This is a genomic window from Edwardsiella anguillarum ET080813 (assembly GCF_000264765.2).
In the GTDB taxonomy this organism is placed as follows: domain Bacteria; phylum Pseudomonadota; class Gammaproteobacteria; order Enterobacterales; family Enterobacteriaceae; genus Edwardsiella; species Edwardsiella anguillarum.
Window position 1 is genome coordinate 1,357,579 of record NZ_CP006664.1, and the last position, 14,326, is coordinate 1,371,904.

A 14,326-nucleotide genomic window follows, 5' to 3' on the forward strand; every position below is an offset into this window, starting at 1 on the left:
CTACCGGTTTTCCCGCCGCGCGGCAAGGGGCGCCCCTGAGGGTGTGTTCCCCCTAATTCCGTCTGTGGCTGTGCAGTTCAGATATTCATTATCCAACGGCTAATTGAATCGTTGGCGCAGGGCCGCCCCGGCGGAGCGGCCCGCACGCGGTCTTACAGTTTTCCTAACGCGCTCAGTATCTTCTCCGGTGTAAAGTGCCATTCACGCAGCCAAACCCCGCAGGCGTCGTGAATCGCGGTGGCGATGGCCGGGGCGGCGCCGTTCACCCCGATCTCCGAGATCGACTTGGCGCCGTACGGGCCGACCTGATCGTCGCTTGGCACCAGGAAAGCGCGGAAGTCACGCGGGATATCGCCGATCATCGGCGCACCGTAGGTGCGCAGATCGCGGGTGATCGGGCGCCCCTCGCGGTCATAGCGGATCGCCTCGCTCATGCTGTGGCCGATGGCGCGCATGGTGGCGCCATAGATCTGCCCCAGCGCCAGCTCGGGGTTCACCGGGGTACCGCAGTCCAGCAGGGCATAGAACTTGTCCAGCCGGATCTCGCCGGTGCGTACGTTCACCGCCACCTCGGCGAAGTTGGCCCCATAGGGGAAGGCAAACTCCGGCGTGATGTAGCTGGCCGTTGCCACCAGCGTACCGAAGCCGGTACCGGTTTCCGCCTTATGGGCGATATCGGCATAGCTGACTTCACCACGCTTGCCGCGCACGATCCCCGGTGCGACCAACACGACATCCTCTTGCGACTCACCCAGCATCTGCGCGCCGTGGAACAGGATCTTCTCGCGCAGATTCTCCGCCGCCTTCTTGGCGGCGTTACCGGAGAAGCAGGTGCCGGATGAGGCGTAAGCCCCCTTGTCGAACAGCGCGTGGTCGGTATCGCCGGAGATGACATGCACCTCGGACATCGGGCACATCAGCACCTCGGCCGCCAGCTTGTTGACCACCGTATCCAACCCGGTCCCGATGTCGGCACCGCCGGAGTGCACGATAAAGGTGCCATCAGACTCCAGTTTTATCATGCAGTTGGCCTGATCGATGTCCGGAATGCCCGACTTCTGCATGATGATCGCTACCCCGCGTCCGATGCGCCAGTCACCCTCGGCTGGCTTCGGCGCGTCCCAGTCGATCAGCTCACGCCCTTTGCGCAGGATCGGCTCCAGCGCACAGCTGGCGGCAGAGGGGACCGAGGTCGGCATCTTGCCTTCGCCGATGGCGCCCAGAATCTTCAGCTCCTGTCCCTCATGCACCCGGTTCAGTTCGATGATATCCAGCAGGTCGATGCCCAGCTGATCGGCCAGCTCGGCCAGCGCCATGGTCAGGGCGAAGTTCCCCTTCGGCGCCCCGTAGCCCTGATAGGCCCCGGTCGGACAGATGTTGCTGTAATAGGTGGTGACCTGGAAGTTGACGTTATCGCAAGGATACAGCGGCAGCGACAGCGCCGGGCCGTTACTCGGCACCGTCAGGGAATGGTTGCCATAGGGGCCGGTGTTGGCGCGGAAGTCCATGTCGATGGCGGTCAGACGCCCCTCTTTGGTGGCGCCGATCTTCACCTTCACCTTGGCGACGTGGCGCGAGGTGTTGGCGATAAACTCCTCTTCACGGGTATAGCGGAAGTAGACCGGACGCCCGGTGACGCAGGTCGCCCAGGCGCACACCTCTTCCAACAGGATATCCTGCTTGGAGCCGAAGCCGCCGCCGACGCGCTCCTTGATGATGTGAACCTTGTTCTGTTTCATCCCCACGATACGCGCCACCTGGCGGCGTACGTGCCACGGCACCTGGGTGGAGGCGTGAACCACCAGGCGGTCACCATCCATGTAGGTATAACAGACGTGCGGCTCGGTCGGGCACTGCTGAGCCTGGGTTGACTCGTAGGTGCGTTCGATGACGACATCCGCCTGAGCGAAGCCTTGCTCAACATCCCCAATACGGCCGTGAACGCTGGCGGCGATATTGTCATGCGGACGCGCCCCGATCGGGAAGTTGATGATCATGTGCTCGCCGCGCTGCGCCGAGCCCCGATTCTGCACCTCCAGATCGCTAGGAGCCCCGTTCACATACACGATGGGTTCGTCGTGGATCAGCGGCGCATCGTCGGCCATCGCCTCGTCGATGGACATCACCGGGCGCAGGATCTGGTACTCCACCTCGATCAGCTGCAGCGCCTGTAGCGCGATCGCCTCGCTCTCCGCCACCACGGCGGCGACGCGATCGCCGACGTGGCGCATCTTCTTGCCGAACATGCGGCGATCGAGCGGCGACGGCTCCGGGGCACTCTGTCCACCGGGGGTGTAATAGACATCCGGACAGTTCAGATGGGTAATGACGTGCACCACCCCTGGCAACGCCTCGGCGCGGCTGACATCCAGATGCGTGATCAACGCATGGGGATGGGGACAGCGCAGCATCTTGATCACGCAGGCGTCCGCCGCAATGCGATCCTCGACGTAGCAGGGCTTAGCCTGCACCATCTTGGCCGCATCCACCTTCGGACAGTTTTTACCAACCACGCTCAGATCGTCGCGAAACTCGGGCGCCACCTCCATCTGATACAGCGGATCGCGCATCCGCGCCGCCGCCAGCGCCACCACCTGGTAGAACTGCTGGTAACCGGCGTCGCGGCTAAACAGCCCGGAGAGGGCGTCATCGATATCCTGACGACTCGGCGCCGGAATACGCTCCAGCAGATCGGTCAGGATCAGCGCCGCCGCCGGATCGTTATAGCCGGACTGCACCACGCCGACGTCGACCATCGCCTGCTGCACCGGACTCAGTTGATTCCAGGCACCGAGCGATTCGGCGGTGCGCACCACCGCGCCCTCTAACTGGGCGGCGATCAGCAGGGAGGCGTTGATCACCACCCCGTCGAAGATAATGGCATCGGAGCCGGCAAAGCCGAATCCATCGTCGCTGTTGCGAACAGAGTGCATGCCGAGTCCAAACAAGAGCTGCTGCACATTGTCGCCCGGCTGACACGCCAGCGTGCGCGGAGTGCCGTTCAGCGTAAAGCGAATTGTCATTTTGCTTCCTCCCTCATCTGCTGGCAGTCCGCCAACAGTTCAGCCACTACGACGCCCGCGATGTAGCGCTTATACGCTTCGCTGCCGCCCAGATCCGCGCTCGGCGCGATCGCGGCGCTGACCGCCTGCGCCAGCGGCGCGCCCTCAAGGGCCAGCCCCTCCACGTCGTGCAGACGCTGCGGGCGAGAGGCAACGCCGTCCAGGGCGATACGCCGCCCCCCGTCGCCTGGGAGAGCGACGGCCGCCGTCACTACCGACCAGCCCGCCGCCGAACGGCTCACCTTGCGGGTCGCGCAGCAGCGCAGGGGATCGTCGATGATCACCGCCGTTAACAGACGATCGTCCGGCGCGGCCAGATACTCCTCCAGCGCGATCGCCGCGCCGTCGGCGCTCTGCAGACGGGCATCCAGCGCCAGCAGCACCGGCGCCAACACCGATTCGGCCTGACGAGCCGCCAGCTCGCCGCCCAGCGTCGACTGGTTACGCAGATGGCGTGAATAGACAAAGCCCAGCGCGTCCTGCAGCGCCTGGGGCAGCCGCGCCGTATCGCGCAGCTGCTGCAGCGTCGTCAGGGCGCCGAGGTGCAGTGCCCCGTCATGCCAGGTGACCCGATCCAATCCCAGCCCCTTCAGGGAGATAGCCACCGTCTTCTCGGTGCGCGTGGGCGTGGCGTTTAATTTACTTCCTCCGGCGAAGTAGACGGCCTCGTCCTGAAAGCGGCGCTTAAGCTCCAACGCCTGCTCTATGGAGTCCGGCCGGAAAAATTGCTCAATCATGTTCCACCCTCTTTGTGCAAAACCGCACGGGCCAAAGCCCGCGCGGTTTTATGGTCTCAGTTCAGTGCATCCATACGCTGCCACATCTTGGCGGCGACCCTGCGGGCCTCGGCGTAAATCGGCTCGACGTCAAACGGGAACGCACGATCCTCATACACCATCACCCCTTCGACCATCACGCTGTGCACGCTGGATGAGCCCAGGCCGAAGGCCAGATGTCCACCGATGTTCTGCGCCGCTAGCGGCGTCGGTGACGGATAGTCGCAGATGGTCAGATCCGCCTTATAGCCCGCCTCCAGACGGCCAAAGCGGGCGCCAAAGTTGCGGTCAAGCAGCTGGTTGCCGTTGTACAGGAAGCGGGTAAAGCTATCCGGCCACAGCGGGCCGCCGGCGTCGCGGTGTTTAAAAAAGGCAAACTTCAGCTCTTCAAACATGTCCGCGCCGATGCCGTCGGTGCCGAGCGCCAGGTTGCGATACTGCGCCAGACGCTGGTTGTAGCCTACGTGGTTATTCATATTGGAGCGGGCGTTGTGTACCAGGAAAGCATCCTGCTCGTTGAGGATGCGGATGTCCTCACCGGAGAGATACAGACCGTGGGCCAACAGGGTCTTATCGTTAATCAGGTCATACTCGGCCAGGCGCACTACCAGATCCTGACCATACTTGTCATGGCTGTGGGAGACATCATAGCGATCCTCCGCCGCGTGAATATGCAGCCCGCGCCCGGTGGCGCGCAGGGCCTCTCGCAGCATATCCAGACCGGCGTTGGAGACGGTAAAGGGCGCGTGGGCACCGATGTGCGCCTCCACCAGGTAGGGCTCGCTCCCCTTTGCCTTGGCGTCGTCGATCAGGTGGGCGAAGCGGATATTCTCCTCTACCCCCGCCTGCAGCTCACGGGTGCCGCCGTTGCGGTCGGTGGTCTCGAAGCAGGTCATGCCGCGCAGACCGGCCTTCAGAAATCCCTGGCGCAGGGTCGCCAGAGAGCCAGCTATATAGTTGGGCGAGGCGTGATGGTCGATCACCGCGGTACAGCCGCTCTTAATCGCCTCCAGCGAGCAGATCAGCCCGCTGTAGTACAGCGACTCCTCATCCAATGCCCGATCCAGGCGCCACCACAGGTTCTTCAGGGTGGAGATGAAGTCCGGGCACGGCGCAATGTTGGCCATGATGCCTCGCGACAGACCGGAGTAGAAATGGTTGTGGGCGCAGACGATGCCCGGCATCACCAGACGCCCGTGCATCTCCTTAACCCGGACCTCGGGGTACTGCGCACGCAGGTTGTTGCCCACGGCGCGGATCTCCGCGCCGTCGATGGCGATATCGACCCCTTCCAGGACACGCGCCGGCTCAAACTGTACGGCAGTGACATTCTTCAGAATCAGCATGGTTATTCCTCCACGCGGCCAAGCAGATAATGGTGGTGGTTGTGAACATGGCTGATGATACGGCACATGTCGCTCAATACCGGCGGCACCTCGGCGAATTCGCCCGCCTCGTCGATGCGCAGCTGCCAGATCTGTGCGTCCTGGCGCACGCTCACCTGAGATCCCTCCACCAGGAAGCCGGGATTGGTGCTGTTAGTAAAATCCTGCGCCAGGCTGAAGATGGTGATCTTGTCCTTGTAGGGTTTCCCCTGCCACGGACAGAACTGGGCGCAGTTGCCGCATTCGTTGCAATAGGCGTCAATATGCAGGGTCTGGAAACGGTTTTGGAATCCCGGCACCGCGATGGAGACGTTGGCGCGGTTTGGACAGACATCCACGCACTTGCTACAGACGTAGTTACACTCCAGGCAGCGCTGCGCCTCCTGCGCCACGAAGGCGTCGCGGTCATCTTTATCCACCAGCGTGACGGCGATCGCCCCCTTACGCTGGTAGATGCGCGCCGGATCGACGTTGTTCCAGTACTTATCGCCGTAGCTGCTCGCAATGCTCTCCCGCGCCAGAATCGCATCCGTCGCCCGGCGGGCGGTGCCGATGGCGGCCACGATGGATGACGGTCCACTTTGCACGTCACCGATCAGGAATACGTTCTCACGCGTGGTCTCGCCGCTGGCGTCGCGCACCGCCGGCCAGCCGCTATCGTCCAACGGCACGCCGATGGCGGCCAAGTGCTCACAGTCGGCCTGTTCACCGATAGCGGTGATCAGAGCATCCATCTGCAGGGTGACGGTCTGCTCGGTCGCCACCGGGCGACGCCGCCCCTGCGCATCCGGCTCACCGAGCGCCATGACACGCGCCACCAGGGTGCCGTCCTGATCGAAACGCTCAGGGTTGGTCAGGAACATGAACTTCACCCCGTCCTCCAGCGCCTCCTGGTACTCCTCGCGATAGGCCGGCATCTCATTCAGGGTACGGCGGTACAACACCGTGACATCCTCGACCCCCGGCACCCGCAGGGCGGCACGGGCGCAGTCCATCGCCGTATTACCGGCGCCGACCACCGCCACGTGTTTGCCCAGCGTCAGCGCGACGCCGCGGTTGTAGTCGCGCAGGAACGGCAGAGAGCGATAGACGTTGCGGTTGTCGCCCGCCAGGCGCACGCCGCTGTTCTTATCGGTCCCGACCCCCACCAGCACGTAGGCGAAGCCCTGCTGCTGCAGCTGCTCGACCGTCAGCTGCGGATCGCAGCCAAACACAAACTTCACGCCGTGATCGGCGACAAACTCGATATCGTGGGCGATCAGTTCTCCCGGGATGCGGAACTGCGGAATGATGTTCTTCACCACCCCTCCGGCGTTGGCCTCGCGCTCAAACAGGGTCACTGGATGCCCGGCGCGCGCCAGGAAGTAACCGGCGGAGAGGCCGGCGGGACCGGCGCCGATCACCGCCACCGGGTGCTTGTTCCCAGAGCCGGCCGGCTTGTGCCAGCGCTGCTTGTACTCCTGCCAGCCGCGCTCCAGTGCCACCTTCTTCAGCTCGCGGATATTCAGCGCACTGTCATAGTCCAGGCGGGTACAGTTGTACTGACACTGGTGGTCGCAGATATGGCCGGTAATCGCCGGCAGCGCGTTACGCTGATAGATCACCGCCAGCGCGTCGGCATAGCGCCCTTCGCCCATCAGGCGGATATATTCCGGAATGTCCTGCTTAATGGCGCAGGCGGTGACGCAGGGCGCCACATAGCAGTCGGTCTGCGGCAGCGGGCCGCCGGCGTCGATGCGATCGTCGGACTTCCACTGCTTCTGGGTGTACTCCATGCTGACCGCGCGGGCGGCCAACGCCTCCAGCCGGGCGACGTCCACCTTCGGCATATCCCAATATTCAGAGCGATCCAGCTCGCGCATGCATTCGGTCAGGCGCAGGTAGCCGCCCGGCTTCAGCAGGTCGGTCGCCATGGTGATCGGCCGGATACCGGTCTCGAAGATATCGCGGATGTTGAATTTACTGGCGCCGCCGGAGTAGGAGATCGGCAGCTCGCCGTTAAAGGCACGCGACAGCACCGCCGCCACGTTGATGGAGAGCGGGAACAGCGCGCGGCCGGACATGTACATCTCTCCGCCGGGCAGCGCCCCTTTATTGTTGATGGTGCCCAGGGTATTGGTCAGCTTAACGCCAAAGCTCAACTGCTTCTCCCGCCCCAGTGTCATCAGACGCTGCAGCATCTCCAGCGCCTGCGCCAGCTTCAGATCGTGATCGAAGGACTCCTCTTTCAGACCGATGTAGTCAAAGCCACAGGTATCGAGGATCTCGCGCACCCGCGCATAGCCCAACAGGGTCGGATTCAGCTTCACAAAGGTGTTCAGATGCTTCTCTTCCAGCATGTAGCGGCAGATCGCTTCAATCTCGTCCGGCGGACAGCCGTGCATGGTCGACAGGGTGACGCCGTGCGCCATGTCCGCGGGGATACCCGCGGCCAGCGCCGCCAGACGATCGCGCCGCTCAACCAGCCCCAGCCGGGACAGGAAAGCCTCGTCGCCGACCCAGCGCGCCAGGATGCGGCGATATTCGGCAAACTTAGGATGCTTGGCGGAGTCCATCATGTCGTGGATGAATTGCTGCATCGGCGGCTGCTTGATGCCGTCGAGGTTATACCCCACGCTCATATTGAAAATGAAGGATTTGGCCTCGCCCCGGGTGCGCGGATCGAAGATCTCCTCCAGCAGATGCAGGGCAAACCAGGCTTTCAGGTACTCATCGTGCGCCTTCAGCAGCGTGAACTCGGTGGACCACTCGGTGTTGAAGCACTCGTCTTCCGCATCGATACAGGGTTTATCCAGCTCCAGCCGATCGAGGATCTGCACGGTCTTCAGTTCGATAAAACGACCGCCGGTCAGCCAGGAGACGATGATGTTTTGCGCCAGCTGGGTATGGGGGCCGGCGGCAGGGCCGATGGGGGTCTCACAGGTTTCACCGAACACCTTGATCAGGCGCTGATTATCCTTACGGTAAAACTGCTGCTCGGGAATACCAAAGATAGAGCGGCTTTGATGGTATTCATCAAAAATGCGCGTCAGAAGCTCCTCAAACGGAACGGGACGCATAATATCACCCATGACTCTCTCCTTGCTGCGACATAACGCTGATATCGATTTACCGGGGTGCGTCCTGCGCACACCGGCGGCTACCCAGATATCAGCAACAATCACGCCAGATGTTTATTCCTATTCCTTGGATGATAAAAATCGTGAGTAATATCTAATTGTTTTATCTATTTGTGAAATAGCTCACATGAGCCAAATGAGAATATAAATCAATAAACCACGACGGCCTCCGCGCCGCTTATTCAGCGACGGAGAGATTATCAAAAAAAGAGAGGCTGTATCACTTTGATATGCGAATTCCGCGATAATTATTTTAACTGTGAACGCAATCGCTTAAATATAAAAAGTAAACGTCTTACTTACCCAACAGCAATTGATAGGCCTGCGGAGTATCGACATCCAGAATAATTTCAGGCGCATTTATATCAAGATAACGATAATCCTTTGCTAACAAATATTCACGCATGCTGCGCTGAGGATAAGCCTGCTCGGTCTGCGGCAGCAGCGCACGCGGCAGCAGCACAGGATGGCCGGGTATCCCCCGATAGCGCGGCATCAGGGCATAGGGGCCGCGCCGCTGCCACAGGAGGGAAAACAGCGCCGGCGTCAAACAGGGAATATCGCCATGGCTAATAAAGCAGTAGTCGCTTTGCACCGCCGCCGCGCCGCAGCGAACGGAGGAAAATAACCCGCTGCGATAATCCAGATTAACCACCGTACGAATTCTCGGATGGTCCCCGTAGCGCTGCAGCAATTCGTCTGCACGAAAGCCAACCACTAATATAATTTGCTGACAAAACCCCAATGCGTTATTAATACTGGCATCCAGAAGGGTGCCACCGCGATAGGGCAGCATCATTTTCCACTGTCCCATCCGCGAAGAGAGCCCCGCGGCGGTAATGATCCCCTCGACCGCCTCGGGAATAATATTCTCTGTTAGCTGCATCATTCTATTTTTCCACTGGATTAGGAGCATAGCGCCGCGCCCTGTCGGCATCATGATGGCAATTGCAGCCCGCAGACATCGACGTCACGCACCGCCGCCGAAGGCGGCGCGCGGACGCAACGCGATGAATAAAAATGGCCGCAGGGAACCGGTTCTATTAATAGCACATATGCCGAATGCCATGATACCCGAACTGCAGGACGTACTGAGGGACTGCCATGCGGAGACCGGTCCGCTGCTGATCAGCCTGATCGGCGCCGGCGGAAAAACCAGCGCCCTACGCTGGCTAGCGCGCGCCTTTGCCGAACGCGGCCAGCGAGTGATGGTCACCACCACCACCCGCATGTATCTGCCCGACACGCTCCCCACTCTGTTTTGCCATCAGCTAGCAGCCTTACCGGCTGACGCGCTGCGCGCGGCGATCACCGCCTGCTTCGCCACCTGGGACCCTGTCCAGGGTAAGGTGCGAGGCTTTACCCCGGCCCAGATCGATGCCCTGTCCCAGTGCCGTCTGGCCGATGTGATCTTGGTGGAGGCCGATGGGGCACATCACCTAGCGATGAAGGCGCCTGCGGGGCACGAACCTTGCATCCCTGAGCGTAGCCATTGCGTGATCGCGGTGAGCGGGGGACAAACGCTAGGGCATCCCGTCGGCGCACAGAACGTACACCGTTGGCCGCTGTTCGCCGCCCGCAGCGGCCTGGCGGAGGGAGAACGCCTGGATATGGCGGCGATGAGCCGCTTCATTCGCCATCCGAACGGTATGTTTAAGGGCGTCCCCGATGGGGCTCGGCGGGTCTGGCTGATCAACCGCTTTTATCAATCTGATAACGTCACGGACGCCAGCCTGTATGCCCTGCTTAACGACGGGACGCTGGACGCCGTCTGGCTCGGCGCCGTCCGTGAACAGCCCCCGATTACGCGCATTCTGCAGCGCCATGACAACAACGATCCCCGCGCAGGCCCGCCGCCGCGCCGGGAATAACAACAAGGCAGTCGACATTGAGGTCGTTATGAATATCTTTGCACAAGCTGCGCAACTCGAGGAACAAAACCGCCCGTTCGCCATGGCCCAAATTATCGAGAGCCGTGGCTCCACGCCGCGCCATTCGGCGCAGATGCTGGTACTGAAAGACGGCGGCATCATCGGCACCATCGGCGGCGGCATGATCGAACGGCTGGTCATTGAACAGGCCATGCAGGCGCTGGCCGAACGCAAGCCGCGCGTATTCCACGGACGCATGGCGCGCAGTGGTCAGGACGCCGTCGGCTCTGACTGCGGCGGCGCCATGTCGGTCTATATCGACGTGCACGGCCTACGCCCGCGTCTGGTACTGATCGGCGCCGGCCACGTCAACCGTGCCATCGCCCACGCCGCCGCCTCGCTGGGCTTTGACATCCACGTCGGCGATACTTATCAGGAGAGTCTGGATCCGGCACTCTTTCCTGCGGGCACTCGCCTACACCACGCCGACAGCTATACCCATCTCATCGCGGCGATGCAGATCGAAGCGGAGAGCTTTGTCATCATCGCCACCAACAGCCAGGATAAGGAAGCCCTCGACTGTCTGATCGATAAGCCGCTGTATTACCTAGGGCTGTTAGGTAGTCGTCGCAAGGTGCAGACCTTCTGCCAGCAGCTGCGCCAGAGCGGTATCGACGAGGAGCACTTAGCACGCCTGCACGCCCCCATAGGCTATAACATCGGCGCCGAAACACCGGAAGAGATCGCCGTCAGCATTCTGGCCGAAGTGCTGCAGATCAAAAACCGCGCCGCCGGCGGCCTGATGAAACAGAATATCCGTCTGCAGCGCAACCGCCTGGTGGCGATCCGCGGCGCCGGCGATATCGCTACCGGCGTGGCGCTGAGGCTGTACCACGCCGGGTTTCAGGTACTGATGCTGGAGGTGGCCAAGCCGACGGTGATCCGCCGCAGCGTCGCCTTTGCCCAGGCCGTCTTCGACGGGGAGAGTACGGTCGAGGGCGTCACCGCCCGCCGCGCCGATGGCGCAGAGCAGGCCTTCAGCCTGACCGAACAGGGGATCATCCCGGTACTGGTCGATCCGCAGTGCCTCACGCTGGCTGAGCTGCAGCCCCACTATCTGGTCGATGCGATCCTGGCTAAGCAGAATCTGGGGACGCGGCGCGATATGGCCCCGGTGACCGTCGCCCTCGGTCCCGGCTTCGAGGCCGGCCAAGACTGCGATGCGGTGATCGAAACCAACCGCGGACACCACCTGGGGCGGGTGATCTACCGCGGCTTTGCCCAGGCCAATACCGGGATCCCGGGCAACATTAACGGTCATACCACCCGCCGGGTGATCCGCGCCCCGCACGCCGGCATTATGCACTGCTGCGTTAAGCTGGGCGATCTGGTCAACGAGGGCGATATTATCGCCCATATCGATACGACGCCGGTGGTCTCTCCGCTGCAGGGTATGGTACGCGGCCTGCTGATCGAGGGGCTGGAGGTCAGCGCCGGGTTTAAGATCGGCGACGTCGATCCGCGCGGCGCGCAGGCCGACTACACCACCGTCTCCGATAAAGCGCGCGCCATCGGCGGCGCGGTGCTGGAGGCGATGATGAAGCTGAGCCCGCGCCCCTAGTGCGCGACCGGAGAGTCAGACAGTAAAAAGGGGCGCCAAGCGCCCCTTTCGTTTTTCCCTGCGCTTACTGGCACACCACGGTGCCGGTTTTCCCCTCGATCCCCTCTTTGGCTTTATCCAATACGGTGATCAGCGCCTCGCGCCCCGGACGGGTGCGCGCAAAGGAGAGCGCCGCCTCGACCTTGGGCAGCATGGAGCCCTTGGCGAAGTGCCCCTCATCGATAAAGCGCTGGGCATCCTCCAGGCTCAGGCGATCGAGCCACTGCTGGTTCGGCTTACCAAAGTTGATGGCGACCTTCTCCACCGCCGTCAGGATGATCAGCATGTCGGCATCGATCATCTCCGCCAGCTTGGCGCTGGCCCAGTCCTTGTCGATCACCGCGCTGGCGCCGCGTAGGTGATTACCCTCGCGGATCACCGGGATCCCGCCGCCGCCGACGGTGATCACTACCTGGCCGGCGTTGATCATCGCCTTGACGGTCTCTTTCTCAATAATGTCCACCGGCTTCGGCGAGGCGACAACGCGGCGATAGCCGCGCCCGGCGTCCTCTTTCATGTTGTAGCCGTTGCGCGTCAGGATCTCCGCCTCCTGCTGCGTGAAGAAGGAGCCGATCGGCTTGCACGGATTGAGGAAGGCAGGATCCTTACCATCCACCTCAACCTGAGTGATCAGCGTCGCTACCGGCGTATCCATCCCCCGATCCCGCAGCTCCTCACGTAGCGCATTCTGCAGATCGTAGCCGATATATCCTTGACTCAACGCGACGCAGACCGACATCGGCAGCATCGGCGTATGGGCCTCGGTTTTCGCCGCCGCCTCAAACGCCTGGTTGATCATCCCCACCTGCGGACCGTTGCCGTGGGTGACCACCACCTGGTGCCCCTGGGCGATCAAATCGACAATCGCCCGCGCCGTGGTCTTCACCGCCTTCATCTGTTCGGCCAGCCCCTCGCCCAGTGCGTTGCCCCCCAGCGCGAGCACGATTTTTTTCTTCATCATATCCTCACTCGTATGTTGTTGGACCGGACTGCATCCCGTCGCGCAAGCTTCCCGGCGGTATGCGGGCGCAGCCGTACTGCTTATACCGGTGCCTGAAACGCCTTCCGCTTCAGGAAACGCCCGCGCCCCGGCTCGGCGCTAAACTCACCCTCACTGAAAATACGCTCGCCGCGCGCCAGGGTATGGCGAATGGCTCCCCGGCATACCATGCCCTCATAGGGGCTGTAGTCGGCGTTGTCATGTAAGTCGCCGTGTCGCACCGTCGTCGTCCGGCGCGGATCGATGATCACTACGTCGGCGTCGGCGCCCGGCGCGATCACCCCCTTCTGCGGCCACAGCCCAAACAGGCGCGCTGGGGTCGCGCTAGTTAGCGACACGAAATGCGCCAGCGAGATACGCCCGGTCATCACCCCGGCGGAGAACAGCAGCAGCATCCGGTTCTCCACCCCCGGCAGGCCGTTAGGACAGCGACTGAAGTTGCCGCTGGAGAGCGCCAGACGCTGGCGGTAGGGGAAAGTGCAGTGGTCGGTGGCCACCACATCGATGGCGCCGTCGCTGATGCCGCACCACAGGGCGTCCTGTTCGCGCAGGTTGCGCAGCGGCGGACTGAGAATAAACTTCAGGCCGTCCTCACGCAGATAGCTGCGTTCATCCAGCAGCAGATACTGCGGGCAGGTCTCGACCCACACCGGCTGATGGCGCGCGCGGGCCAGACGCAGGTAGTCCAGCCCCAGCCCGTTGGACAGGTGAACGATATACAGCGGTGCATTGCCGGCCAGCTGCGCCAGGTTAATCATCCGGGCGATGGCCTCCGCCTCGCACTCCAAGGGACGGCTGCGGGCGTGAAAGATCGGCGCGACCTCGCCTTGCGCCAGATAATGGGCGCGCCGCTGGGCGATGGCGGCATCGTTCTCCGGGTGCACCGTGGTCAGCGCGCCGACCTGGTGCAGACGGCGCAGCGCGCGTAGCACCGCATCGTCGTCCAGCTTGAAACCGTAGGTCAGATAGAGCTTAAAGCTGCTGATCCCCTCTTCATGCACCATCGAGGCCATCTCGTCGAGGATCGCCTCGTCGATATGCTGGATCACCCCGTGGAAACTGTAGTCGATCACCGCCTTATCCGCGGCGTAGCCGTGATAGGCTGCCAGCTGATGGTGCAGAGAGCAGCCCTTCGGGCCAAAGCCCATATGGTCGATAATGGTTGTTGTACCGCCACACGCCGCCGCGCGGGTACCGGTAAAAAAATCATCACAGCTGCGGGCCAGACCGACATCGATATTAAAGTGGGTATGTACGTCCACCCCGCCGGGCATCACATAGCACCCGTCGGCGTCGATCACTTCATCTGCCTCGTCCTCCGACAGGCCGGGCTCCAGACGGCTGATAATGCCGTGTTCGATCAGCACGTCCGCGCGCCGTTCGCCGTCATGATTCACCACCGTGCCGTTTTTAATCAGGCTTTTCATCGTCGAGACTCCGCAAAGAGACCCCG

General features: G+C 62.2%; 9 protein-coding genes. 2 read left to right on the top strand and 7 right to left on the bottom strand.

Annotated features, from left to right (window positions below; all coding sequences use genetic code 11):
• Positions 1 to 152 precede the first annotated feature (152 nt).
• The 5 genes from ETEE_RS06075 to ETEE_RS06095 form a co-directional block, all read right to left on the bottom strand.
• The gene (locus tag ETEE_RS06075) at positions 153 to 3,023 is read right to left on the bottom strand and encodes a molybdopterin-dependent oxidoreductase Mo/Fe-S-binding subunit (protein ID WP_034165248.1); all 2,871 of its coding nucleotides are present in this window, start codon (positions 3,021 to 3,023) and stop codon (positions 153 to 155) included.
• Positions 3,020 to 3,799 (bottom strand): molybdopterin-dependent oxidoreductase FAD-binding subunit, encoded by a 780-nt coding sequence (gene ygfM / locus ETEE_RS06080; protein ID WP_034165247.1) that lies wholly within the window; start codon positions 3,797 to 3,799, stop codon positions 3,020 to 3,022. Before ygfM ends, ETEE_RS06075 begins: the two co-directional genes overlap by 4 nt.
• Positions 3,800 to 3,855: 56 nt before the next feature.
• Complete coding sequence (gene ssnA, locus ETEE_RS06085) at positions 3,856 to 5,184, bottom strand: putative aminohydrolase SsnA (RefSeq protein WP_034165246.1); 1,329 nt, start codon at positions 5,182 to 5,184, stop codon at positions 3,856 to 3,858.
• Positions 5,185 to 5,186: 2 nt separating this feature from the next.
• On the bottom strand, positions 5,187 to 8,294 hold the full coding sequence (ygfK, locus tag ETEE_RS06090) for a putative selenate reductase subunit YgfK (RefSeq protein ID WP_034165245.1): 3,108 nt from the start codon (positions 8,292 to 8,294) through the stop codon (positions 5,187 to 5,189).
• A gap of 343 nt (positions 8,295 to 8,637) precedes the next feature.
• Complete coding sequence (locus ETEE_RS06095) at positions 8,638 to 9,231, bottom strand: NTP transferase domain-containing protein (RefSeq protein WP_034165244.1); 594 nt, start codon at positions 9,229 to 9,231, stop codon at positions 8,638 to 8,640.
• Positions 9,232 to 9,409: 178 nt separating this feature from the next.
• Between ETEE_RS06095 and yqeC the strand changes: the two genes are divergently transcribed.
• Complete coding sequence (yqeC, locus tag ETEE_RS06100; RefSeq protein ID WP_049703976.1) at positions 9,410 to 10,213, top strand: selenium cofactor biosynthesis protein YqeC; 804 nt, start codon at positions 9,410 to 9,412, stop codon at positions 10,211 to 10,213.
• A gap of 28 nt (positions 10,214 to 10,241) precedes the next feature.
• Positions 10,242 to 11,834: a selenium-dependent molybdenum cofactor biosynthesis protein YqeB gene (gene yqeB, locus ETEE_RS06105; RefSeq protein ID WP_034165242.1), complete on the top strand. Its 1,593-nt coding sequence runs from the start codon at positions 10,242 to 10,244 to the stop codon at positions 11,832 to 11,834.
• Between the two features lie 64 nt (positions 11,835 to 11,898).
• Here yqeB and arcC read toward each other — a convergent pair whose 3' ends face one another.
• Both arcC and hydA read right to left on the bottom strand, forming a co-directional pair.
• Complete coding sequence (gene arcC / locus ETEE_RS06110; RefSeq protein WP_034165241.1) at positions 11,899 to 12,831, bottom strand: carbamate kinase; 933 nt, start codon at positions 12,829 to 12,831, stop codon at positions 11,899 to 11,901.
• A gap of 83 nt (positions 12,832 to 12,914) precedes the next feature.
• The gene (gene hydA / locus ETEE_RS06115; protein WP_034165240.1) at positions 12,915 to 14,300 is read right to left on the bottom strand and encodes a dihydropyrimidinase; all 1,386 of its coding nucleotides are present in this window, start codon (positions 14,298 to 14,300) and stop codon (positions 12,915 to 12,917) included.
• Between the last annotated feature and the right edge of the window lie 26 nt (positions 14,301 to 14,326).